The organism is Azospirillum canadense, assembly GCF_025961225.1.
In the GTDB taxonomy this organism is placed as follows: domain Bacteria; phylum Pseudomonadota; class Alphaproteobacteria; order Azospirillales; family Azospirillaceae; genus Azospirillum; species Azospirillum canadense.
Genome location: NZ_JAOQNG010000002.1, coordinates 44,948 through 66,857, shown reverse-complemented (window position 1 = coordinate 66,857; position 21,910 = coordinate 44,948). Strand labels below are relative to the sequence as shown.

Here is a 21,910-nt window from a genome sequence, read left to right as displayed (position 1 = left end):
AGGTCCATAGTCCGCAGCACATCACCGGCACTGCCGGCAAACAACACGAAGAGGGGATTGGACGTGATCCATAAGATCCTGGACAAGATCGACCGCATCGTCGCGCAAAAGCGCGCCAGCGGCGAACTTGACGCGTGGATCGAGAGCGGTTCGGCACGCCTTTACTGTGAGCAAGAGAGTGCGTCGCACCGCCATTACTATCCGGCGCTGATGCTGTATGTGGAACAGCACGCCGGGCGGGGTTAGGAGAATTCACCACCAAGACACCAAGGCACCAAGTCAAAGGCGCCAGCCCGTGCCGCGGACCGCAGCCTAGGCCAAACCAAGCTTGATCTTGGTGTTTTGATGCCTTGGTGGTGAAAATCCTCCCATCGCGTCATTCGGCAGCCGCCGCCCGCGGCTGCATGCTGCCCGTCTGCTGGTACCGCGAATGCCAGGAGAAGGCCTCCTCCAGCAGATGCGGCGTGTGGCCCCCGCGCTGGAGCGCGCGGCGGTGATAGTCCATCGCCGGTTCGCGGTAGCTGGGGTGGACACAGTTGCGGATGATCGTTTCCGCCCGTTCCCGCGGGGCGAGGCCGCGCAGGTCGGCCAGCCCGACCTCCGTCACGATCACGTCCACGTCGTGCTCGTTGTGGTCGGTGTGGGTGACCATCGGCACGATGCTGGAGATGGCGCCGCCCTTGGCCAGCGACTTGGTTACGAAGACGGCGAGGTGGCTGTTGCGCGCGAAGTCGCCGGATCCGCCGATGCCGTTCATCATCTGCGTGCCGTTGACGTGGGTGGAATTCACGTTGCCGTAGATGTCGCACTCCAGCGCCGTGTTGATGCCGATCACGCCCAGCCGCCGGATCACCTCCGGATGGTTGGAGATCTCCTGCGGGCGCAGAAGCAGCCGGCCCTTGTAGGTGCCGATCTTCGGCAGCACCTCGGCGTATTTGCCGGCGCTCAGCGTGATCGAGGATCCCGACGCGAAATTCAGCTTTCCGGCGTCGAACAGATCGAAGGTGCTGTCCTGCAACACCTCGCTGTACATGGTCAGGTCGTGGAACGGCCCGTCGATCAGCCCGTGCAGCACGGCGTTGGCGATGGTGCCGATGCCGGCCTGGAGGGGGTTCAGCGAGCGGCCGAGCCGGCCCTGCCGCACCTCGCGGTCCAGGAACTCGATCAGGTGGCCGGCGATGCCCCGCGTCTCGTCGTCGGGCGGCAGGATGGTGGCGCTGCTGTCCTGCTTGCGCGTCACCACGATGGCCGCGATCTTCGACGGGTCGATGGGGATGTAGGGCAGGCCGGCGCGGCTCTCCGACGTCACCACCGGGATCGGTTCGCGGAAGGGGCGGCGCGTCGGGATGTAAACGTCGTGCATCCCCTCAAGATCGAGCGGCTGGGTCAGGTTCAGCTCGATGATGATCTTCTCCGCCAGGATGGCGAAGGTCGCCGAGTTGCCGATGGAGGTGGTCGGGACGATGCCGCCCGTCTCGGTGATCGCGCAGGCCTCGATGACCGCGACGTCGACCGGCCCCATCTGGCGGGAGCGCAGAAGCTCCACCGTTTCCGACAGGTGCTGGTCGACGAACATCACCTCGCCGCGGTTGATCGCCTTGCGCAGCACGGGGTCGGCCTGGAACGGCAGGCGGCGGGCCAGCACGCCGGCTTCCGTCAGGATGCGGTCCACGTCGTTGCCCAGCGAGGCGCCGGTCATCAGCGTGACCTTCAGCCGTTCCGTCGCGGCGCGCTCGGCCAGCGCCAATGGAACGGCCTTGGCGTCGCCGGCGCGGGTGAAGCCGCTCATCCCGATGGTCATGCCATCGCGGATCAGCAAGGCGGCTTCTTCCGGAGTCACCACCTTGCCCCACAGGGACTTCAGGCGAATACGGTCGCGGTACATTGGTTTCCTTTAAAATTTCTCGGGCGTTTACAGCGTTGATTGCGGTGGCGAGTCGCTCTTATTTGTTGAAATCAGTCATAGGACTTGGCATCGCAGCGCTGCAAATGCCGGTCGGGCATATCAGGCCAGCCTAATAAGCATGCGTACCGGCGCGATCGCGACAGTGCGCGCGTCCGTCGGGAACCCAACCCGGCGGGTTCGGTTGGATGGGGAGGCACCACCCGCGGACTAACCCAGCCAGCGAGGGACCACCACCATGCGCACCCTGCCGGCCGTGCACGCGCTCCTGTGTCTCGCGGCCTTCACGCCGGTTCCGGCGCGGGCCGAGCAGGCCGTGACGGTCCAGGGTTCCGACTGCCGGGTGTGGGACCAGTATCCGGAACGACGCAAGGTCATCCGTTGGTCGGGCGCCTGCCGGAACGGCTGGGCGAACGGGCCTGGCGTGCTGTCCTGGTCCTACGACGGTCGCGCCGACGGGCAGGTCGAGGGCACTCTCCTCGACGGGCGCCTGGAAGGCCGCGCCCGCGTGGCGTGGCGGGATGGCCGGCGCCTGGATGGCGCCTTTGAACGCGGGTTGGCCAACGGCCAGGGGACCTTCGTCTGGCCGGATGGGCGAGAGTACCGGGGCGAGTGGCGCGACGACCGCCGCACCGGCTCCGGCACGCTGACCTACCCCGACGGCAGTCGCTACGTCGGCACCTTCACCCGCAACCGGCCGAGCGGGACGGGCACCTTCGTGGCGGCCGACGGCCGGCGGTTCCAGCCGCTGGTCGACGCGCGTGGGACCGTCCACGCCGGGCGTCCGCTGGGAAGCCCGCCCCAGTCCGCCGCGATGCCGCCGCCCCCCGAACCGAAAGCCTCTCCACCTCCCGAACCGGAGCGCACACCGCAGGCGCAGCGGTTGGAAGATTGGCTGAACGAATCCCCACCGGTGCCGCGCACCGATCCCTATTGAGCCTCAGACGTAATTGCTGACCTCGACCAAATTCCCGTCCGGGTCGCGAAAATAGACGGAGCGGATCGGGCCCGTGGCGCCGGTGCGCGGCACCGGCCCCTCCTCGACCGCCACACCCTGCGCGGCGAGGTGGGCGACGACATCCTCCAATGGGGTTTCCGTGATCAGGCAGAAGTCGCCGGAGCCGGCCGTCGGACGCTGCGCCTTGGGCTCGAACTCCTTGCCCACCTCGTGCAGGTTGATCTTCTGGCCGCCGAAACTCAGCGCCTTCCGTCCGGCGCCGAAGGTGACTACCCCCATACCCAGCACCTTCTGGTAGAAGTCGCAGGTCCGGTCGATGGAAGCGACGGTCAGCACGAAGTGATCGATGCGCGCGATCGCAAAGCGATCAATGCTGGAATTCATAGGCGGCTCCTCCCGGTTCCGGACGTTGTTCCACCATGCTGGGCCAAGGGCAAGGCCCCGCGCAACCCCCGGTTTGCGGCCATTGGTGCAGTTGCCGGGCGCTCCCGCCGCCCGATGTGTCTCGCTCACCAAAAATAGACAAGAGTGGCGGACGGGAATGGCGAACACGGAGCAGGAGGCCGCAGCCCAGCCGGCGCGGCCCGACCGGGGCGGCCTGCGCGGCGGCATGGTGGAGGTGGAACCGGGCGTGCGCCTGCACGTCATCGATGCGGGTCCGGCCGACGGGCCGCTGGTCATCCTGCTGCACGGCTTCCCGGAATTCTGGTACGGCTGGCGCCGGCAAATCGGCGCGCTGGCCGCCGCCGGCTTTCGCGTGCTGGTGCCCGACCAGCGCGGCTACGGCATGAGCGACAAGCCGCCGAGCATCGACTCCTACGCTACCGACCGGCTGGCCGCCGACGTGCTGGCGCTGGCCGACTGGGCCGGACGCGAAACCTTCTCCCTGGTCGGCCACGACTGGGGCGGGATCGTCGCTTGGTGGGTGGCGCTGCTGGCGCTCGACCGAGTCGCGCGCCTCGCGATCCTGAACGCGCCGCACCCCGCGACCGTGCGGCCCTACGCGCTGCGCCATCCCACGCAGGCGGCGCGCAGCTGGTATGTGCTGGCCTTCCAGCTTCCCCGCTGGCCGGAACGGCTGATGGCCGCCCACGGCTTCCGGATGGCGGAGCGCGCCCTGCTCGGCACCAGCCGGCCCGGCACCTTCGACGCCGACGACCTCGCCCGCTACCGCGAGGCCTGGGGCCGGCCGGGCGCGCTGACCGCCATGGTGAACTGGTACCGCGCGCTGCGCCGCGGCCTCCGCCCGCCGAACGCGCGGGTCCGCGCGCCGACCCTGATCCTGTGGGGGGACCGCGACCGATTCCTGGAACAAGGCTTGGCGGAGGCCGCCGCCGCGTTGTGCGACGACGCCCGTGTGGTGCATATGGAGAAGGCCAGCCACTGGGTGCAGCACGAGGAGGCGGCGCGGGTGAACCGCGACCTCACCGTCTTCCTGTCCGGAGGCCAGCGAAACGAATAAGATCGCAACGAACAACCATCAAGCGTTGGGGCTTTCCGGAGATGCGCTTTTCTACCCTGACGGACCGCATCCGCGGCGACCGCGTGGCGGCGTGGGACATCCATTTCGCGGCCTGGGCGGCCAAGGCGCGCGGCGAGGACGTGATCGTGCTGAGCGTCGGCGACCCAGACTTCGACACGCCGGAGCCGGTGCGCGATGCCGCCATCGCCGCCCTGCACGCCGGCGACACCCACTACACCCCCATCGCCGGCCGGCCGGAGCTGCGCGCGGCATTGGCCCGCGACCACGCGCGGCGCACGGGCATGGACGTCGCGCCGGAGAACGTCATCGTCTGCGCCGGCGCGCAGAATGGCCTGTTCAACGCCGCCCAGTGCCTGGTTGAGGCCGGCGACGAGGTGCTGGTGCCGGAGCCCATGTACCTGACCTACGAGGCCTGCGTCCGCGCCGCCGGCGCCACGCTGGTTCCCGTTGGCGCCGACCCCGCCACGCTCCGCCTCGACACTACGGCGCTCGCCGCCGCGGTGACGCCGCGCACCAAGGCGATCTTCCTCGCCACCCCGGCCAACCCGACCGGCGTCGTCATGTCGCCGGCCGAGCTGGAGGCCGTGGCCGACCTCGCCCGCCGCCACGACCTGTGGGTCGTCGCCGACGAGGTCTACGCCAGCCTGACCTTCGACCGGGAGCACATCAGCATCGCCACTCTGCCGGGCATGGCGGAGCGCACGGTGACGATCAACAGCCTGTCCAAGTCGCACGCCATGACCGGCTGGCGCGCCGGCTGGGTGGTGGCCCCCGCCGACCTCGTCAGCCACATGGCGACGCTGGCGCTCTGCATGCTCTACGGCATGCCCGGCTTCATCCAGCAGGCGGCGCTGGTCGCCGTCGAGCAGGGCGGCCCCGCCGTCGCCGCGATGCGCGAGGGCTACCGCCGCCGCCGCGACATCGCGCTGGAAAGCCTCCAGGGCATCCCCACCCTGCGCTGCCTGAAGCCGGAAGCGGGCATGTTCATGCTGGTGGACGTCAGCGGCACTGGCCTGCCGACCATGGAATTCGCCTGGCGCCTGTTCCGCGAAACCGGCGTGTCCGTCCTCGACGCCGGCGCCTTCGGCCCGGCTGCCGCGGCTTGCGTCCGCCTGTCCTTCGCCGTCAGCGAGGAACAGTTGGCGGAGGCCTGCCGCCGCATCGCGCGGTTTGTGACGGGTTTGGAGAGGGTCGCCTTGTAAAAGGATTCACCACCAAGGCACCAAGTCACAAAGAACTCTCACCGCGCTTTCGCATCGGCTCCGGTCCAGGGTCCAGCCAGAACTTTTCACTTGGTGTCTTGGTGCCTTGGTGGTGAAAACTGTTTCCAAGACAGCGGCTTCGGTTCACGCCTCAACCATCCCACCCATGTAGGTCGGCAGGATCCAGGCGGGGATGGCGCCGCAGGTCAGGTCGTGGGTGGCCGGGTCCACGTCCGACATCACGCAGGCCTCCATGTAGGCGCGCATCAGGATGTCCAGGGCGAAGTCCGGGTCGTGGGTCTTCGCCGCGAATTCCTCCTTCGTCGTAACGCCGCGCAACACGCGGGTGTGGAACTCCTCATCATCGAGCGGCCCCAGGTTCATGGACCAGAAGGCGAAGTTCGGCTTCGTCGTGCTGTCCTCGTGCAGCAGCACCTCCACGTTCCGGTGCCGGTCGTCGCGACGGATTCGCTCGAACAACGGTTCCAGGACACGGCGCTCCCCCTCCAGCACCTGGAGGAACAGGCCGTCCTGGTGCAGCAGAAACCCGGTGATGCCCAGGGCGCGGTTGTTGCGGGCGCTCACCAGACAGAGTTCGGCCAGTTCGGCCGACGCCATAGCGTGGGACGCTTCGCTGCGGTAGACGATGGTCAGCATGGGCAGGGCCCTCTCGCAAGGGCGCGAAATCGCGCCTCAAGCGAACTGGAAAGTGTTCGATCCCGTGTCTCGGGAACATTTGAACGCATTTTATCATAATGCGATCAAAAGCCCCTGCGGCGCTTGCGCGCGGTCATACCACTTTAGTTGTCCCTAATGTCCAGAACCCCGGCCCCCGCGTTCTGCGCAGATCCGCCGTCATTCCAGCGCAGCCCCTGCCGCCCTGGGGGCAATCTTGAACCGGACACCCCCTTTGCCCATCTGCTTTTTCGAGGCGACCGACGACCGCGCATGGTGCGGGTCACCGACATCGCCTTCCCGCGCCTCTTGATAGGGCGGGAACCATAACGGAGTGCCTGATGGACTTCGGTCTGTTCACCGACCGTGCGCGCGGCGTCATTCAGGCCGCGCAACTGGCGGCTCTCGCCGGACGCCACCAACAGCTGACCCCCGAACATCTCGTGAAGGCGCTGGTCGAAGACGCCAGCAGCGTGCCCGCGAAGCTGGTGCGCGATGCCGGCGGCGACCCCGACCTTCTGAAGACCGCCGCCGAGGAAACCCTGGCGCGCCAGCCGCGCGCCAACGGCGAAGGCCCGCATCCGATCTACATGTCGCCGGAACTGGCCGGCGTGCTGCAAGGCGCCGTCGAGGCGGCGCGCGGCGCCGGCGACAAGTTCGTCACGCCGGAGCGTCTGCTGGAGTCTCTCGCCGCGCAGAGCGGCCCGATGCACGCCCTGTTCACCCGCGCCGGCGTCGATCCGTCGGTCCTGGTGCAGAGCGTGGAGACCCTGCGCAAAACCCGCCCCGCCGACACCCAGGAGGATGAGCAGCTGGGCGAAGCGCTCGCCAAATACGCCCGCGATCTGACGGAGGAGGCCCGCCAGGGCCGCCTGGACCCGGTCATCGGCCGCGACGACGAGATCCGGCGCACCATCCAGGTGCTGGCCCGGCGCACCAAGAACAACCCCGTGCTGATCGGCGAGCCCGGCGTCGGCAAGACCGCCGTGGTGGAGGGACTTGCCCAACGGCTGGCCTCCGGCGACGTGCCGGAGGGTCTGAAGGACCGGCGCGTGCTCGCGCTCGACCTCACCGCCCTGCTGGCCGGCGCCAAGTTCCGCGGCGAGTTCGAGGAGCGCTTGAAGGCCGTGCTGGCGGAAGTCCAGCAGGCGGCCGGCCGCATCATCCTGTTCATCGACGAGCTGCACTCGCTGATCGGCGCCGGCCGCACCGATGGTGCCATGGACGCCGCCAACATGCTGAAGCCCGCGCTGGCGCGCGGCGAGCTGCGCTGCGTCGGCGCCACCACGCCGGACGAGTACCGCAAGTACATCGAGAAGGACGCCGCGCTGGCCCGCCGCTTCCAGCCGGTGAACGTGGATGAGCCGTCCGATGAGGACGCCGTGTCGATCCTGCGCGGCATCAAGGGCAAGTACGAGGTGCACCACGGCGTGCGCATCGCCGACGCGGCGGTGGTCGCGGCGGTGCAGCTGTCGGCCCGCTACATCGCCGACCGCCGCCTGCCCGACAAGGCCATCGACCTCGTCGACGAGGCGGCGAGCCGCCTGCGCATGGCCATCGACAGCAAGCCGGAGGCGCTGGACGCCGTCGGACGCCGCGTTGCCCAGCTGAAGATCGAGCGCGAGGCCCTGAAGGCCGAGCCCGACGCCGCCTCGCAGGACCGTCTGCACAAGCTGGAGGCGGAGCTGGCGGTGGACGAGGCCAAGCTGACCGCCATGGAAGAGGAGTGGCGCGCCGGCCAGTCCCGCCGCACCGCGGGGCGCCAACTGAAGGAGGAGCTTGACCAAGCCCGCACCAAGCTGGAGCAGGCGCAGCGCGACGGAAACTGGGCCAAGGCCGGCGAGCTGGCCTACGGCGTGATCCCCGACCTGGAGAAGCGCCTGGCCGAGGCCGAATCCCGCGCCAACACGGAGCGTGAGGAGGTCACGGCGAAGGACATCGGCGCGGTGGTCACCCGCTGGACTGGCATCCCCGTGGATCGCATGCTGGAAGGCGAGCGGCAGCGGCTGAAGGGCATGGAGGACAAGCTGGCCGAGCGCGTCGTCGGCCAGGAGGAGGCGGTGCGCGCCGTGTCCAAGGCGGTGCGCCGGGCGCGGGCCGGGTTGAAGGACCCGAACCGGCCGACCGGTTCCTTCCTGTTCCTGGGCCCGACCGGCGTCGGCAAGACGGAATTGGCCAAGTCGCTGGCCGCTTTCCTGTTCGACGACGAGAACGCGGTCACCCGCGTCGACATGTCGGAGTACATGGAGAAGCACTCCGTCGCCCGCATGATCGGCTCGCCTCCGGGCTACGTCGGTTATGACGACGGCGGCACGCTGGCCGAAAAGATCCGGCGCCGGCCTTATCAGGTCGTCCTGCTGGACGAGGTCGAGAAGGCGCACCCGGACGTGCTGAACGTCCTGCTGCAGGCGCTCGACGACGGCCGCCTGACCGACGGGCAGGGCCGCACGGCGGACTTCCGCCACGCGATCCTGATCATGACGTCCAACCTGGGGGCGGAGGCTCTGACCGCGCTCGGCGAGGATGACAGCCTGGAGGGCGCGCGGGTCGAGGTGATGGACGCGGTGCGCCGCGCCTTCCGGCCGGAGTTCCTCAACCGGCTGGACGACGTCCTGATCTTCCGCCGGCTGGGTCGCGAGCAGATGGCCCACATCGTGGACATCCAGCTGGCCCGCGTGAACGAGCGTCTGGCCGAACGCGGCTTGTCGCTGACCGCCGACGACGCGGCGCGGCGGCGGCTGGGCGACCTCGGCTGGGATCCGGCCTTCGGCGCTCGTCCGCTGAAGCGGGCGGTGCAGAACCTGGTGGAGGACCCGATCGCCGAGCGCGTCCTGGACGGCGAGGTGGGCGAGCGCGCCACCCTGCACCTGTCGGTGCTGGACGGACGCCTGTCTCTGGACGGCTTGCCCGTCGAGGAAGACCGCGCCACCGGCTTCAAGGCCCCCGAACGCCCGCAACTGGGCTTCGCCCTGAGCGGGACCGGTGGCCGGAGTGCCGCGGTGCACTAACACCTAAAAGCCCCTCTCCCCTCTGGGGAGAGGGTTAGGGTGAGGGGGCGCCCGCAGGGCGGAAACGCAGCCTCAATGCAGCGCATTTCCGGCCTACGGCCGCCCCCTCATCCCAAATCCTTCTCCCCAAGGGGGGAGAAGGGCTTTTTCTTAGGTCAGCGACTTCGGCTCGCCGGGCTTGGGCGCCTCGGCGTTCTCTTCGTCCTTCATGCCGGCCTTGAAGGCCTTCACGCCCTTCGCAAGGTCGCCCATCACGTTCGGCAGCTTGCCCGCTCCGAACAGGAGCAGGACTATCAGCAGAACGACCACCCAATGCATGACGCTGAAGCTACCCATAACCGTCTCCGATGGACCAGGAACGCGGGGCCGAAAGTCGAAACCCGTTTGGGGACCACACTAACCGTCTGCCGCTTCCGCGCGCAACCACGACGTGCCCGATAAAAAGAGGTGGCCCCGGAACAGGTGGCTCCGGGCCGTTCCGTCAGGACTCGCTGTCGATCAGGTCGCCCCGGCCGATGCGGCGCAGGGACGCCTCGCGCCGGGCGTCGTCCTCGCGGATTTCGTGCAGGGTTTGCATGGTGAAGGACACGTGGGCCGAGGCCGCCGCACGCGCCGCTTCGGCGTCGCCGGCCAGCACGGCCTCGGCCACGGCCAGATGCTGGGCCAGCAGCAGTTCCCGCACACCGGACCGCGTGTACAACCTCTCCCGGTTGTAGAAGACGTCGTTGCGCAGCATGTCGGACAGGGCGCCCATGATGTGCAGCATCACGAGGTTGTGCGCCGCCTCGTAGATGGCGAAGTGGAGGTCCGCGTCCACGTCCGCCTCCTCCGCCGGGTCGTCCTTGCCGTGGGCGGATTTCATGCGGTCCGCAAGGCTGCGGATCGCCTCCCGGTCCAGGTCGGTCGCCCGCTGCGCGGCCAGCCCCGCCGCCTCCGCCTCGATGGCGTTGCGGAACTCCAGGTAATGGAAGGTGGCCTCCGGGTCCGATTGCAGGAGTGCGGCCAGCGGCCCGGCGATCGGCGCCAGGAAATCCGCGATGTGGGTGCCGTTGCGGCCCGTGACCAGCAGCCCCCGCTCCTCCAGCTTCACCAGCGCGTCGCGCAGCGACGGGCGCGACACGTCCAGCTTCAGGGCCAGTTCGCGCTCCGGCAGCAGCTTCTCGCCCGGGCGCAGGACTCCTTCCCGGATCAGCGTCTCCAGATGGTCCGCGATGGCGTCGGCCAGCTTCGCCGGTTTGATCATTCCTTGTCCTTGGCCTTGTCCCTGGCCGTGCCCCTGATCCTGCATCGCCCCGATTCCCTGCTTCTCCGCGTCCATTAGATATCGCTGCGCTCTAGCCGCGTCCACTCCTGACCGGTCAGGACCGTCTGCCAGTGGCAAGAATACGCTCCCAATGCCACCCTTGGGTAAACGAATTTTTCCACATTGCAAACATGGGCAACACAATGTATCTCTCGGCGCATCTTTGGTCAGATTAATTGACCGCGCTCGGACCTGACAAAAACAGCTTTCCACCGGCCATCGTGCCGCGAAAGGAAGGCGGCGGCGCGCGCCCTAACGGCGGCGGGGATCGGGTCAGCAACAAGGTCGCGCACCAAAGCACTGTACCGAGAATGGCGCATAGGAAGGAAACATGCAGACCTGGACACAAGTCTACGATCCCGTAGGCAACATCTGGATTTCGGCGCTGATCGCAGCGCTGCCAATCATCTTCTTCTTCGTCGCGCTGACCGTTCTGCGCATGAAGGGGCACGTCGCCGGCACGATCACCGTGGCGATTTCTTTGGCCGTGGCGATCCTGTTCTACCAGATGCCGGTCGGCATGGCGCTGATGTCGGCCGTCTACGGCTTCCTGTACGGTCTGTGGCCGATCGCCTGGATCATCGTGGCGGCCGTGTTCCTCTACAAGATCACGGTGAAGACTGGACAGTTCGAGATCATCCGCTCGTCGGTGGTCTCGATCACCGAGGACCAGCGGCTCCAGATGCTGATGGTCGGCTTCTCCTTCGGCGCCTTCCTCGAGGGTGCGGCGGGCTTCGGCGCGCCGGTCGCCATCACCGCGGCGCTGCTGGTCGGCCTGGGCTTCAACCCGCTCTACGCCGCCGGCCTCTGCCTGATCGCCAACACCGCCCCGGTGGCCTTCGGCGCCATGGGCATTCCGATCATCGTCGCCGGCCAGGTGACGGGCCTCGACCCCTTCCGCATCGGCGCCATGGCCGGCCGCCAGCTGCCGCTGCTGTCCGTCTTCGTCCCCTTCTGGATCATCATGATCATGGACGGCTGGAAGGGCATCCGCGAGACCTGGCCGGCCATCCTGGTCGCCGGCGGCAGCTTTGCCGTCACCCAGTACTTCACCGCCAACTTCATCGGGCCGGAGCTGCCGGACATCACCTCCGCGCTCGTCAGCCTGATCAGCATCACCGTCTTCCTGAAGCTGTGGAAGCCGAAGGCCGTCTTCCGCTTCGCCCACTCCCCGCTCGCCTCCACTCCGGTCGGCCCGGTGCCGCAGTCGGTCGGCGCCATGGCGGTGCGTGACGCCGGCGTCCAGCCGACCTACACCACCGGCCAGATCGTCAAGGCGTGGTCGCCCTTCCTGATCCTGACCGTGATCGTCACGATCTGGAGCCTGAAGCCCTTCAAGGCCCTGTTCGCCAAGGGCGGCGCACTGGCCGACACGGTGCTGTACTTCCCGGTCGCCGGCCTGAACAACCTCGTTCTGAAGGCCGCCCCGATCGTCGCCTCGCCGAAGCCGATCGAGGCCGTCTACAAGCTCGACCTGCTGTCGGCCACCGGCACGGCCATCCTGATCTCCGCGATCGTCACCATGATCATGCTGCGCATGAGCCCGGCGGACGGCGTGAAGACCTTCGGCGAAACGCTGAACGAGCTGAAGCGCCCGATCTACTCCATCGGCATGGTGCTGGCCTTCGCCTTCATCGCCAACTACTCCGGCCTGTCCTCCACGCTGGCGCTTCTGCTGGCCGGCACGGGCGCGCTGTTCCCGTTCTTCTCGCCGATCCTCGGCTGGCTGGGCGTGTTCCTGACCGGGTCCGACACGTCGAGCAACGCGCTTTTCTGCGGCCTCCAGGCCACGACCGCGCAGCAGATCGGGGCGCCGGACGTGCTGATGGTCGCAGCCAACACCACCGGCGGCGTCACCGGCAAGATGATCTCCCCGCAGTCCATCGCCGTGGCCTGCGCCGCGGTCGGCCTTGTCGGCCGGGAGTCGGAGCTGTTCCGCTTCACCGTGAAGCACAGCCTGTTCTTCGTGGCGATCATCGGCATCATCACGATGATCCAGAGCTACATCCTGCCCTGGATGATCCCCTAAGCAGTCCGGGAGCCGGCGCCATCCTCCACGTTTTGGACGGATGGCGCCGTCCTCATTCCCGATGCGCCGCTTGGTCAACTAATTTTCCCATTGCAGCGCTCGGGTAAATCGATTATCCGACAAACAGTCACCGAACGAACAGTCCGCGGCACAAAAGAAGCCCGCCCACGCGGCGGCTGAAACAACACCGCCCGGACCCGAGCAACCCGACCGGCGAGCGGAGGAGTCGCCGACCGGTCCCAGCCTCCGGAGGCCCCGAGAATCATGCTGCCCGCGCCCTACGACCGTCTCCACGCGGCCCTCCGGGAGTTCATGCCGGCCGAGCGCCTGATCACCGATCCGCTGCGCACGCTGGCCTACGGCACCGACGGCAGCTTCTACCGCCTGATCCCGAAGATCGTCGCGGTGGTGGAGGCGGAGGACGAGGTGGTGCGCCTGCTGGACGCCTGCCGGACGCTGAAGACCCCGGTCACCTTCCGCGCGGCGGGCACCAGCCTGTCGGGCCAGGCTGTGACGGACTCCGTGCTGGTCCTGCTCGGCGACGGCTGGCGCGGCTGCACCATCCCGCAGGGCGCCGCCACGGTGACGCTCCAGCCCGGCGTGATCGGGGCGGAGGCGAACCGCAAGCTCGCCCCCTTCGGGCGCAAGATCGGGCCGGACCCGGCCTCCATCGCCACCGCGAAGATCGGCGGCATCGCCGCCAACAACGCCAGCGGCATGTGCTGCGGCACGGCGCAGAACAGCTACCGCACGCTGGCCTCCATGCGGCTCGTGCTCGCCGATGGCACGTTGCTGGACACCGGTTCCGCCGACAGCCGCAAGGCCTTCGCGGCCAGCCATGGCGCCCTGCTCGCCGGCCTGTCCGATCTGGCTTCGCGCATCCGCGCCGACGACAAGCTGGCGGAGCGCATCCGCAACAAGTTCCGCATCAAGAACACCACCGGCTACAGCCTGAACGCGCTGGTCGACTATGAAGAGCCCGTCGACATCCTCCAGCACCTGCTGATCGGGTCGGAGGGCACGCTCGGCTTCATGTCCGAGATCACCTACAACACGGTGCCGGAGCACGCCCACAAGGCCAACGCCCTGCTGATCTACCCGGACATCGGGGAGGCCTGCCGCGCCGTCGCGCTGATGAAGCCGACGCCCGTCTCGGCGGTGGAGTTGATGGACCGCGCCTCGCTGCGTTCGGTGGACGGCAAGCCGGGCATGCCCGACTTCATCGGCGGGCTGGGACCGGACGCCTCCGCCCTGCTGGTGGAAATCCGCGGGGAGGACGCGGCGGCGCTTCAGGCGAACATCGCCGCGGTCACCAACGTGCTGGCCCAGACCCGCACCCTGTTCGACGTGGCCTTCACCACCGACGCCAAGGCCGGCGAGAGCTACTGGAAGATCCGCAAGGGCCTGTTCCCGGCGGTCGGCGCCATGCGCAAGGCCGGCACCACGGTCATCATCGAGGACGTGGCCTACCCGCTCGACCGGCTGGCCGAGGCGACGGTGGAGCTTCAGGCCATGTTCCTGAAGTTCGGCTACACCGAGGCCATCATCTTCGGCCACGCGCTGGAAGGGAACCTGCACTTCGTCTTCACCCAGGCCTTCGACACGGATGAAGAGGTCGACCGCTACCGCCGCTTCATGGACGCGGTCTGCGACCAGGTCGTGCGCAAGTACGACGGCTCCCTGAAGGCGGAGCACGGCACCGGCCGCAACATGGCCCCCTTCGTGGAAATGGAATGGGGCAGCCAGGCCTACGGCCTGATGAAGGAGATCAAGGCGCTTCTGGATCCGGAAGGGCTGCTGAACCCCGGCGTCATCCTGAACGACGACCCGGAGGCGCACCTCAAGAACCTGAAGGCGATGCCCGCCGCGCACCGGCTGGTCGACACCTGCATCGAGTGCGGCTTCTGCGAGCCGACCTGCCCGTCGCACAAGCTGACCCTGTCCCCCCGCCAGCGCATCGTCGGTTGGCGCGAGATCGCGCGGCTTGAGGCCACCGGCGCCGACGCGGAGCGGCTGAACGCCCTGCACGAGGCCTACGACTACCAGGGCATCGACACCTGCGCGGCCTGCGGCCTGTGCTCCACCGCCTGCCCGGTGGGGATCGAGACGGGGCTGCTGATCAAGGCGATCCGCGGCGACCGGCACGGCGCCATGGCCCAGGGCGTCGGGTCCTTCATTGCCAACCACACCGCCGGCGCGCTGGCCGTCGCCCGCACCGGCCTGCGGCTGGCCGACCTCGCCAAGCGGACGCTGGGCAACGACACGGCCGATACGCTGTTCGAGAAGCTGCACACCTTGACCGGGGAGCGTCTGCCGCACCTGCCGCGCGCCCTGCCCACCGCGGCCAGCTTCACCCCCCTCGCTGCCAACGCTCCGGCCGCCGCTCCGGGGGATGCCCCCACGGTCGTCTATGTGCCGAGTTGCGTCAGCCGCACCATGGGTCCCGCCGCCGACGATCCGGAAACCACCCCGCTGCCGGTGAAGGTGGAAGGCCTGTTCCGCAAGGCCGGCTTCCGCGTCGCCTATCCGGACAACCTGTCGGCGCTCTGCTGCGGCATGCCGCTGGAGAGCAAGGGCCTCACCAATCAGGCCGACGCGAAGGCCGACGAGATGGTCCGCGCCATCTGGGCGGCCAGCGGCAACGGCACCGCGCCGGTGGTCATCGACACCAGCCCCTGCGCCTTCCGCCTGAAGAAGCATCTGACCGACGCCGGCCTCCAGGTGTTGGATCTCGTGGAGTTCATCCACGACCAGCTGCTCGACCGGCTGGTCTTCACCAAGCAGGAGGAGGCGGTGGTCCTGCACCTGACCTGCTCCACCCGCCGCATGGGGCTGGACGGCAAGCTGAAGGCGGTCGCAGCCGCTTGCGCCGAGCGGGTGGTGGTGCCGGAGGATGTCGGCTGCTGCGGCTTCGCCGGCGACAAGGGCTTCACCCGGCCCGAACTGAACGCCCACGCCCTGCGGCACCTGACCAAGGACATCCCGGCCGACGCCAAGTCCGGTTATTCGACCAGCCGGACCTGCGAGATCGGGTTGTCCGACCACTCGGGCATGCCGTACCGTTCCATCGTGTATCTGGTCGACGCACGTTCGACGCCGAAGGCTGCGGCCCCGGCTGGCGCGCGCGTGTCGGAACCCGCCTTTTAAGCGCGGGGAGGGAGAAGAGATGAGCATCAACGGCGAGACCGTCCCGTTTTCGGGGCCCCGCCCCGACAGCGTCTATTACTTCGGCACCTGTCTGGTGGACCTGTTCTACCCCGAGGCCGGCATGGCCGGCATCGACCTGCTGAAGGCCCAGGGCCTGCGCGTGGTCTTCCCGCAGGGGCAGAGCTGCTGCGGCCAGCCCGCCTACAACTCCGGCTACCGGGAGGAGGCGCTGAAGGTCGCCCGCGCGCAGCTGGACTTCTTCCCCGGCGACTGGCCCATCGTCGTGCCGTCGGGGTCCTGTGCCGGCATGATGAAGAAGCACTGGCCCGACCTGTTCAAGGGCGAGCCCGACGAAGCCCGCGCCAAACAGGTCGCCTCGCGCGTGTGGGAGCTGACCCAGTTCCTCGTCCAGGTCCTGAATGTCAAATTCGAGGACCACGGCGAACCGGTGCGCGTCACGTGGCATGCCTCCTGCCACGCCCAGCGCGAAATGGGCGTGGTCGAGGAGCCGAAGGCCCTGCTCCGCCAGCTCGCCAACGTCGAGCTAGTGGAGTTGCAGCGGGAAAAGGAATGCTGCGGTTTCGGCGGCACCTTCGCCGTGCGCCATCCGGAGATCTCCGCCGCCATGGTCGGCGACAAGGTCGCGGACATTGAGAACACCGGGGCCAAGACCGTGGTGTCCGGCGACTGCGGCTGCCTGATGAATATCTCCGGCGCGCTGGAAGGCGGCAAGAAGCCGGTGCGCGGTGTCCACATCGCCCAGTTCCTGAAGGAGCGCACCCATGGGTGAGACCAGCGTGAATTTCGCCAAGGCATCCACGACGGCGCTCCAGGACCCGCAGCTGCGCGCCAACTTCCGCCGCGCCATGGACGGGCTGATGTCCAAGCGCGCGGTGCAGTTCGCGGACAGCCGGGAATGGAACGCGGTCCGCGCGCTCGGCGCCTCGGTCCGCCTGCGCGCCCTGTCCAAGCTGCCGGAGCTTTTGGAAAAGCTGGAGGCCAACTGCACCCGCAATGGCATCCGGGTCCACTGGGCCTCCACCACCGACGAGGCCAACGCCATCGTCCTGTCCATCATGCAGCGCGTGAACGCGAAGCTGGTGGTCAAGGGCAAGTCGATGGTGTCGGAGGAGATGCACCTCAACGCCTTCCTGGAACAGCACGGCATCGAAAGCCTGGAAAGCGACCTCGGCGAATACATCGTGCAGCTTGATGAGGCGATGCCTTCGCACATCATCATGCCCGCGATCCACATGAACACCAAGCAGATCGCCCACCTCTTCAAGCAGAAGATCAAGGATGCCGAATACACGGAGGACGTGGCCCAGCTGACCGACCTCGCCCGCCGCATCCTGCGCAAGAAGTTCGCGGCGGCTGACGTCGGCATCTCCGGCGTCAACATGGCGGTTGCGGAGACGGGCACGCTCTGCCTGGTGGAGAACGAGGGCAACGGGCGGATGAGCACCACTGTGCCGCCCGTCCACATCGCCGTCATGGGCCTGGAGAAGGTCGTGGAGAAGCTGGAGGACGTGCCGCCGGTCATCAGCCTGCTGACCCGCTCCGCCACCGCCCAGCCGATCACCACCTACGTCAACATGATCTCCAGCCCCCGCAAGGATGGAGAGAAGGACGGCCCGCGCGAGATCCATCTGGTGATCCTCGACAACGGCCGGTCCGCCATCTACGCCGACGAGGAACTGCGCAACACGCTGCGCTGCATCCGCTGCGGCGCCTGCATGAACCACTGCCCGGTCTACACCAAGGTCGGCGGCCACGCCTACGAGGCGCCCTACCCCGGCCCGATCGGCTCGATCCTCGTGCCGCAGATGGAAGGGCTGGGCAAGCGGGGCGAGCTGCCGCACGCCTGCACCATGTGCAACGCCTGCGTCGAGATCTGCCCGGTGAAGATCCCGATCGTCGAGATCATGGGCCGCCTGCGCGCGGAGGCCGTCCACCCCGGCGACGCTGTGAAGGGCGCCGGCGCTCGCGCCAGCAAGGCGGAGGCTATGGTGTGGAAGGGCTGGTCGATGACCTACGCCTCCCCGCTCGCCTACCGCTTCGCGACGGGGCTGCTGGCGAAATTGGGCAACGCGGCCCCAACCTCGCTTCCGCTGTTGAAGGAGTGGACGAACGTGCGGGCCAAGCCGCGCTTCGCCCGCCGCACGCTCCACGACCTCGCCCGCGAGAAGGGAATTCCCGATGTCTGAGGCCCGTCCCACCGACTCCCGGAACGCCATCCTAGGCAAGCTGCGCGCCGGCCGCGACGCGCACCCGCTGACCCCGCCGGAGTCCGACTTCACCGTCCTGCGCGACAAGCGATGGGCGCCGTCCGAACGCCTGGACCGCATCAAGACCATGATGGAAGCGGTCCACACCGAGTTCCTGGAGACCACGGAGGCCGACTGGCCGACCGCCGTGCAGGATTTCCTGAAGGCGCAGGGCACCCGCACCCTGCTCTACGGCACGGCGACGGAGGCCGGGCAGCGGATTGCCGCGGCTTGGGCGGATGGCGGGCCGGACCTGGTGCCCTACGACGGCCCGGTGGAGACCTTCAAGGAACGGCTGTTCGACGGCATCGACGCCGGCATCACCACGACGCTGGGCGCCATCGCCGACACCGGCAGCCTGATCGTCTGGCCGACGCCGGAGGAACCGCGCCTGATGTCGCTGGTGCCGCACATGCATGTGGCGCTGCTGCACGCCGACCAGCTGTACGACACCTTCTGGCAGGCGATGACGGAAAACCGCTGGGCGGACGGCATGCCGACCAACGCGCTGCTGATCTCCGGCCCATCGAAGACCGCGGACATCGAACAGACGCTCGCCTACGGCGTGCACGGCCCGAAACGGCTGGTGGTGGTGGTCATCCGGTAAGGAGGCGTATGGGCGACAGCGTTCGGGGCGGTTTCGCGGGACTGACGGGCTTCGACCGTCCGGTCCGCGCCGTTGTGATCGGCGCCGGCGGCGGCATCGGCTCCGCCGTCACACGGCTGCTGCTCGCCGATCCCGGCGTGGCGGAGGTGCTGGCCTTCGCCCGCCGGCGCCTGGAATCAGCGCCGAAGCTGCAAACGGGCATCCTGGATCTCGCCGACGAGGGCACCATCGCCGTGGCGGCCGAGGCGGCGGGCACCGTGGACCTCGTGTTCGTCGCGACCGGGCTCCTGCACGGCGATGGCATCCAGCCGGAGAAAAGCTGGCGCTCGCTCGACCCGCAGGCCATGGCCACGCTGTTCCAGGTGAACGCCATCGGCCCGGCGCTGGTCGCCAAACACTTGCTGCCCCGCCTGCCGCGCCGCGGCCGGTCGGTCTTCGCCGCCATTTCCGCCAAGGTCGGCAGCATCGGGGACAACCGCCTCGGCGGCTGGTACGGCTACCGCGCCGCCAAGGCCGCGCTGAACCAGATCGTCCGCACGGCTTCCATCGAACTGGCCCGCACCCGCCCCGACGCGCTGTGCGTGGCGCTGCATCCCGGCACGGTGGACACCGACCTGTCCAAGCCCTTCCAGGCCGGCGTCGCCGACGGCCGGCTGTTCCCGCCCGAGGTCTCCGCCGCCCACCTGCTGACGGTCCTCAATGGCCTGACCCCCGCCGACAGCGGCGGCCTCTTCGCCTGGAACGGCGAGCGGCTGCCGTATTGAAGTTTGGTCATTGGCGGGGTGTCGCGTTGGGCCCCCACCCCAACCCTCCCCCACGTCGCGGGGGAGGGGATTGACTCCTCCCCCCGTCGAAGATGGGGGGAGCAACCGTGTTTTCTGGGAGGTGGTGAGTGAACCGGGGGTGCTCCCTGTCAAGGCTCGCGCTGGCGCGCGCCCGCCCTGCGGGCGGCTGCGGCCTTGACCGGTCCGCGCCCCCGGTTCGCTGGGCTGGGCATGTGGTCGGCGGCGAGCGCCGACCGTCGGCCTCTAGGCGGTCTGCTCGTGCCAAGTTTGGTGGTGGGCGAGCATGGCGTTGAGGCGGACGAGCAGTTTGCGCATGCAGGCGACCAACGCCACCTTGGGCTTCTTGCCGCAGGCGATCAGTCGAGCATAGAACCGCGCCAGGACGCCGCGGCCACGGACGGCGCTGGTCAGCGTCGCCATATACAGCGCCCGGCGCACATCGGTGCGCCCGCCGGCGATGTGGCGCTCGCCATGGTGCTCGCCGCTGTCGGCGGCATAGGGCGCCACCCCCACCAGCGCGGCGATTTTGGCGCCGCTCAGTGCCCCCAATTCGGGCAGCCGAACCGCCAGGGTCGTCGCCGTCACCGGCCCAATGCCCGGGGCGCTCTGAAGCGCGGCGACGCGCTCTCCGAGCGCCCTGTCGGCCGCCACCCGCCGGGCGATGAGCGCTTCCACGGCGGCCACCGCCTGGTCCAACGCCGCGAGCGCGCCGCCGACGGTGGCCTCGGCCTCCCTCGGCAGGCCGACCGCCGCTTTGCGCAGATCGGCACTCTGATCGACCAACCGCCGGCGCAGACGCAGCAAGCCGGCCAACGCCTCCCGTCCGTGGTCGGGCGCCGCGGGCGGGCCGTCGATCAGGGTGGCGGTGAACTCGGCGATCAGCGGAGCATCGATGGCGTCCGACTTGGCACGCCGGCCCTTGGCCTTGGCAAAGTGGCGCACGCGGGCCGCATCGAGGACGTGAACGGCCAAGCCGGCCGCGCCCAGGTCGTCGCGGACCGGGGGCTCGTAGCCGCCGCTGGCCTCGACCCCGACGCGGGCGAGACCGCGCTCGCGGATCCAGGACGCCAGCGCGCTCCGCCCCTCCGAGGTGTTGGCGACGCGCAGGCGGGCCGGGCCGGGGAACAGGGCGGCATCGAGCCAATCCCGGCCACAATCGAGGCCGACAGACGGGATCAGGTGTGTCATCCTTGCGCTCCTTCCTTGTGCTGCGGGGTCACGCCCCAAGCAACCGTTCGGTCTCCAAGGAAGGTTGACCGCCCCAAGCTCCCCCACGGCTTTGAAGACGGGTTGGTAACGGGGTCGGTCAACCCGGCTGGCGCGCGGCCGCGCGCCAGCCGGGTTTCACTCTAATGCTGTTCCAACATACAAGGTTGGGAGGGGGGCCCAACGCGACCACTCACGCCCCCAACAAAATCCCCCCGCTCAATCCACCGTCCAGCGGCTCATCTGCGGGAAGGCGGGCAGGCCGTTGCTGCCCATGTAGGCGAACAGGCCGGAAAAGCCGGTCATGTCGGCCTGGGCCAGGAACAGCGGGCCGAAATGGCTGCCCTGCTCGATCCAGGCCTGGAACGGGTGCACCCCCTCGTATGGGCCGACCCGGTAGGAGCCGGGGAAGAACAGGCATTCCTGCGGCAGCCCCAGGTGATGGACCACGGCGTAGGACCAAGCCGTGGCCATCTGCTCCCCTTGTTGGGCCGCCCGGACGAGCAGCGGGTCCGGGGTCTGTCCCGGCCCGCTCTGTTCCGCGACCAGCGCCTCGATGTCGGCCTGCAGGTCGCGCCCGAGCCGCGGCCAGTAGCGCCGTGGCACGACGATGATGTGCCCCGCCTCGTGCAGGATGTCGCCGGGTGCCAGCAGGGTGTCGGGGTCGATGTGGATCACGCCGGCATGGATGTTCACGCCCGGCAGGAAGCCGTCGCGCGCGCCCTCGCCATACTCGACGCCCATGCCGATGCCGCGCACGAACGCGACGATGGGCTCAAGCGCTTCCGGGTGATGCATCCGCCCTCTCCCACAAATCGAATTGCGGCAGGGATATTCGCGGATTGGAAGCGAGGAGGCAAGTCATACCGCGGGATGCGCGCGCTCTGCGACGCTGCGTTACCGTTCTGGAGACCCTCGGTCACGCCGCGAGGCTGCGGCCATTCCCCATTGGCCACGCCCGTGGTGCGCGGATTTCCGGCAGGCGCAGGCGGCTGGACAGCCCTTCCAGCGTGTCGTGCAGGCGACGGCAGGGGATGCCGTCCTCGCCCGGTTCGTAGAAGGCGACGAAGGGCGTGCCGGGATTGCCGGGATCCAGATGGACCTCCACAATGTGCCGGCGCGACGTGCAGCCGCGCACCAGCGGGTCGGCTGGCGTGAAGTCCCAGCCGCGCGCCAGGCAGCGCTGCGCCAGCCCCTCCAGGAACAGGGAGGCGGAGGATGTTTCCTTCAGCGCACGCAGTTCGGCGAGCAGGTCGCGCACCGCGCCGACGCGCGCCAGATACAGGCCGGCCGCGTGGTCGGCGTCGCGAATCACGAGTTTCAGCATGGTTCACCTG

General features: G+C 68.6%; 19 protein-coding genes. 11 read left to right on the top strand and 8 right to left on the bottom strand.

Annotation, left to right across the window (positions count from 1 at the left end; translation table 11 throughout):
* The first annotated feature begins 63 nt into the window (after nt 1-63).
* The gene (locus M2351_RS15045; protein WP_264656927.1) at nt 64-246 is read left to right on the top strand and encodes a hypothetical protein; all 183 of its coding nucleotides are present in this window, start codon (nt 64-66) and stop codon (nt 244-246) included.
* Nucleotides 247-376: 130 nt separating this feature from the next.
* Here M2351_RS15045 and M2351_RS15040 read toward each other — a convergent pair whose 3' ends face one another.
* Nucleotides 377-1,885 carry an acetyl-CoA hydrolase/transferase family protein gene (locus M2351_RS15040; protein ID WP_264656926.1) on the bottom strand — a complete coding sequence of 503 codons (1,509 nt, stop codon included), beginning with the start codon at nt 1,883-1,885 and terminating at the stop codon, nt 377-379.
* 256 nt (nt 1,886-2,141) lie between these two features.
* Here M2351_RS15040 and M2351_RS15035 point away from each other — a divergent pair, with 256 nt between their 5' ends.
* Nucleotides 2,142-2,840, top strand: coding sequence for an MORN repeat-containing protein (locus M2351_RS15035; protein WP_264656925.1), 699 nt, complete (start codon nt 2,142-2,144; stop codon nt 2,838-2,840).
* Nucleotides 2,841-2,843: 3 nt separating this feature from the next.
* On the opposite strand, the gene M2351_RS15030 is transcribed toward M2351_RS15035, so the two are convergent.
* Nucleotides 2,844-3,245 (bottom strand): VOC family protein, encoded by a 402-nt coding sequence (locus M2351_RS15030; protein WP_264656924.1) that lies wholly within the window; start codon nt 3,243-3,245, stop codon nt 2,844-2,846.
* Nucleotides 3,246-3,402: 157 nt separating this feature from the next.
* Here M2351_RS15030 and M2351_RS15025 point away from each other — a divergent pair, with 157 nt between their 5' ends.
* Nucleotides 3,403-4,323 carry an alpha/beta fold hydrolase gene (locus M2351_RS15025; RefSeq protein ID WP_319801891.1) on the top strand — a complete coding sequence of 307 codons (921 nt, stop codon included), beginning with the start codon at nt 3,403-3,405 and terminating at the stop codon, nt 4,321-4,323.
* A gap of 41 nt (nt 4,324-4,364) precedes the next feature.
* Nucleotides 4,365-5,546, top strand: a complete 1,182-nt coding sequence (locus tag M2351_RS15020) for a pyridoxal phosphate-dependent aminotransferase (RefSeq protein WP_264656923.1) — start codon at nt 4,365-4,367, stop codon at nt 5,544-5,546.
* Between the two features lie 144 nt (nt 5,547-5,690).
* On the opposite strand, the gene M2351_RS15015 is transcribed toward M2351_RS15020, so the two are convergent.
* A complete protein-coding gene (locus M2351_RS15015) occupies nt 5,691-6,203 on the bottom strand; it encodes a BLUF domain-containing protein (RefSeq protein ID WP_264656922.1) in 513 nt (170 codons plus the stop codon).
* A 359-nt stretch (nt 6,204-6,562) separates the two neighbouring features.
* Here M2351_RS15015 and clpB point away from each other — a divergent pair, with 359 nt between their 5' ends.
* On the top strand, nt 6,563-9,229 hold the full coding sequence (gene clpB / locus M2351_RS15010) for an ATP-dependent chaperone ClpB (RefSeq protein ID WP_264656921.1): 2,667 nt from the start codon (nt 6,563-6,565) through the stop codon (nt 9,227-9,229).
* Nucleotides 9,230-9,379: 150 nt separating this feature from the next.
* Here the strand turns inward: clpB and M2351_RS15005 are convergent, their stop codons facing one another.
* Nucleotides 9,380-9,565 carry a twin-arginine translocase TatA/TatE family subunit gene (locus M2351_RS15005; RefSeq protein WP_264656920.1) on the bottom strand — a complete coding sequence of 62 codons (186 nt, stop codon included), beginning with the start codon at nt 9,563-9,565 and terminating at the stop codon, nt 9,380-9,382.
* A 145-nt stretch (nt 9,566-9,710) separates the two neighbouring features.
* Entirely contained in the window at nt 9,711-10,472 is a 762-nt protein-coding gene (locus M2351_RS15000) for an FCD domain-containing protein (protein ID WP_264656919.1), read from the bottom strand.
* 391 nt (nt 10,473-10,863) lie between these two features.
* Here M2351_RS15000 and lldP point away from each other — a divergent pair, with 391 nt between their 5' ends.
* The 6 genes from lldP to M2351_RS14970 all read left to right on the top strand — a co-directional run bounded on the left by lldP (nt 10,864) and on the right by M2351_RS14970 (nt 19,346).
* Nucleotides 10,864-12,561, top strand: a complete 1,698-nt coding sequence (gene lldP, locus M2351_RS14995) for an L-lactate permease (RefSeq protein WP_264656918.1) — start codon at nt 10,864-10,866, stop codon at nt 12,559-12,561.
* A gap of 264 nt (nt 12,562-12,825) precedes the next feature.
* Nucleotides 12,826-15,708, top strand: a complete 2,883-nt coding sequence (locus tag M2351_RS14990) for an FAD-binding and (Fe-S)-binding domain-containing protein (RefSeq protein WP_264656917.1) — start codon at nt 12,826-12,828, stop codon at nt 15,706-15,708.
* A gap of 19 nt (nt 15,709-15,727) precedes the next feature.
* Nucleotides 15,728-16,498: a (Fe-S)-binding protein gene (locus M2351_RS14985; RefSeq protein WP_264656916.1), complete on the top strand. Its 771-nt coding sequence runs from the start codon at nt 15,728-15,730 to the stop codon at nt 16,496-16,498.
* On the top strand, nt 16,491-17,915 hold the full coding sequence (locus M2351_RS14980; RefSeq protein WP_264656915.1) for a LutB/LldF family L-lactate oxidation iron-sulfur protein: 1,425 nt from the start codon (nt 16,491-16,493) through the stop codon (nt 17,913-17,915). The genes M2351_RS14985 and M2351_RS14980 overlap by 8 nt, the downstream gene beginning before the upstream one ends.
* Nucleotides 17,908-18,582 carry a LutC/YkgG family protein gene (locus tag M2351_RS14975; protein ID WP_264656914.1) on the top strand — a complete coding sequence of 225 codons (675 nt, stop codon included), beginning with the start codon at nt 17,908-17,910 and terminating at the stop codon, nt 18,580-18,582. Before M2351_RS14980 ends, M2351_RS14975 begins: the two co-directional genes overlap by 8 nt.
* Before the next feature lie 8 nt (nt 18,583-18,590).
* On the top strand, nt 18,591-19,346 hold the full coding sequence (locus M2351_RS14970; protein ID WP_264656913.1) for an SDR family NAD(P)-dependent oxidoreductase: 756 nt from the start codon (nt 18,591-18,593) through the stop codon (nt 19,344-19,346).
* Nucleotides 19,347-19,610: 264 nt separating this feature from the next.
* Here M2351_RS14970 and M2351_RS14965 read toward each other — a convergent pair whose 3' ends face one another.
* The 3 genes from M2351_RS14965 to M2351_RS14955 form a co-directional block, all read right to left on the bottom strand.
* Nucleotides 19,611-20,555: a transposase gene (locus M2351_RS14965; protein WP_264656912.1), complete on the bottom strand. Its 945-nt coding sequence runs from the start codon at nt 20,553-20,555 to the stop codon at nt 19,611-19,613.
* Between the two features lie 237 nt (nt 20,556-20,792).
* A complete protein-coding gene (locus M2351_RS14960) occupies nt 20,793-21,371 on the bottom strand; it encodes a hypothetical protein (protein WP_264656911.1) in 579 nt (192 codons plus the stop codon).
* A gap of 121 nt (nt 21,372-21,492) precedes the next feature.
* The gene (locus M2351_RS14955; RefSeq protein WP_264656910.1) at nt 21,493-21,900 is read right to left on the bottom strand and encodes a hypothetical protein; all 408 of its coding nucleotides are present in this window, start codon (nt 21,898-21,900) and stop codon (nt 21,493-21,495) included.
* Nucleotides 21,901-21,910: the final 10 nt, after the last annotated feature.

Excerpts from the sequence above, each read along its gene's own strand:
- M2351_RS14985 (WP_264656916.1), top strand. The coding sequence starts at position 15,728 with ATGAGCATCAACGGCGAGACCGTCCCGTTTTCGGGGCCCCGCCCCGAC.
- M2351_RS14980 (WP_264656915.1), top strand. The coding sequence starts at position 16,491 with ATGGGTGAGACCAGCGTGAATTTCGCCAAGGCATCCACGACGGCGCTC.
- M2351_RS14990 (WP_264656917.1), top strand. The coding sequence starts at position 12,826 with ATGCTGCCCGCGCCCTACGACCGTCTCCACGCGGCCCTCCGGGAGTTC.
- M2351_RS14960 (WP_264656911.1), bottom strand. The coding sequence starts at position 21,371 with ATGCATCACCCGGAAGCGCTTGAGCCCATCGTCGCGTTCGTGCGCGGC.
- M2351_RS15005 (WP_264656920.1), bottom strand. The coding sequence starts at position 9,565 with ATGGGTAGCTTCAGCGTCATGCATTGGGTGGTCGTTCTGCTGATAGTC.
- M2351_RS15020 (WP_264656923.1), top strand. The coding sequence starts at position 4,365 with ATGCGCTTTTCTACCCTGACGGACCGCATCCGCGGCGACCGCGTGGCG.
- M2351_RS15035 (WP_264656925.1), top strand. The coding sequence starts at position 2,142 with ATGCGCACCCTGCCGGCCGTGCACGCGCTCCTGTGTCTCGCGGCCTTC.
- M2351_RS15025 (WP_319801891.1), top strand. The coding sequence starts at position 3,403 with ATGGCGAACACGGAGCAGGAGGCCGCAGCCCAGCCGGCGCGGCCCGAC.
- M2351_RS15000 (WP_264656919.1), bottom strand. The coding sequence starts at position 10,472 with ATGATCAAACCGGCGAAGCTGGCCGACGCCATCGCGGACCATCTGGAG.
- M2351_RS14970 (WP_264656913.1), top strand. The coding sequence starts at position 18,591 with ATGGGCGACAGCGTTCGGGGCGGTTTCGCGGGACTGACGGGCTTCGAC.
- M2351_RS14965 (WP_264656912.1), bottom strand. The coding sequence starts at position 20,555 with ATGACACACCTGATCCCGTCTGTCGGCCTCGATTGTGGCCGGGATTGG.
- M2351_RS15030 (WP_264656924.1), bottom strand. The coding sequence starts at position 3,245 with ATGAATTCCAGCATTGATCGCTTTGCGATCGCGCGCATCGATCACTTC.
- M2351_RS15015 (WP_264656922.1), bottom strand. The coding sequence starts at position 6,203 with ATGCTGACCATCGTCTACCGCAGCGAAGCGTCCCACGCTATGGCGTCG.
- M2351_RS14955 (WP_264656910.1), bottom strand. The coding sequence starts at position 21,900 with ATGCTGAAACTCGTGATTCGCGACGCCGACCACGCGGCCGGCCTGTAT.
- M2351_RS15040 (WP_264656926.1), bottom strand. The coding sequence starts at position 1,885 with ATGTACCGCGACCGTATTCGCCTGAAGTCCCTGTGGGGCAAGGTGGTG.
- lldP (WP_264656918.1), top strand. The coding sequence starts at position 10,864 with ATGCAGACCTGGACACAAGTCTACGATCCCGTAGGCAACATCTGGATT.
- clpB (WP_264656921.1), top strand. The coding sequence starts at position 6,563 with ATGGACTTCGGTCTGTTCACCGACCGTGCGCGCGGCGTCATTCAGGCC.
- M2351_RS14975 (WP_264656914.1), top strand. The coding sequence starts at position 17,908 with ATGTCTGAGGCCCGTCCCACCGACTCCCGGAACGCCATCCTAGGCAAG.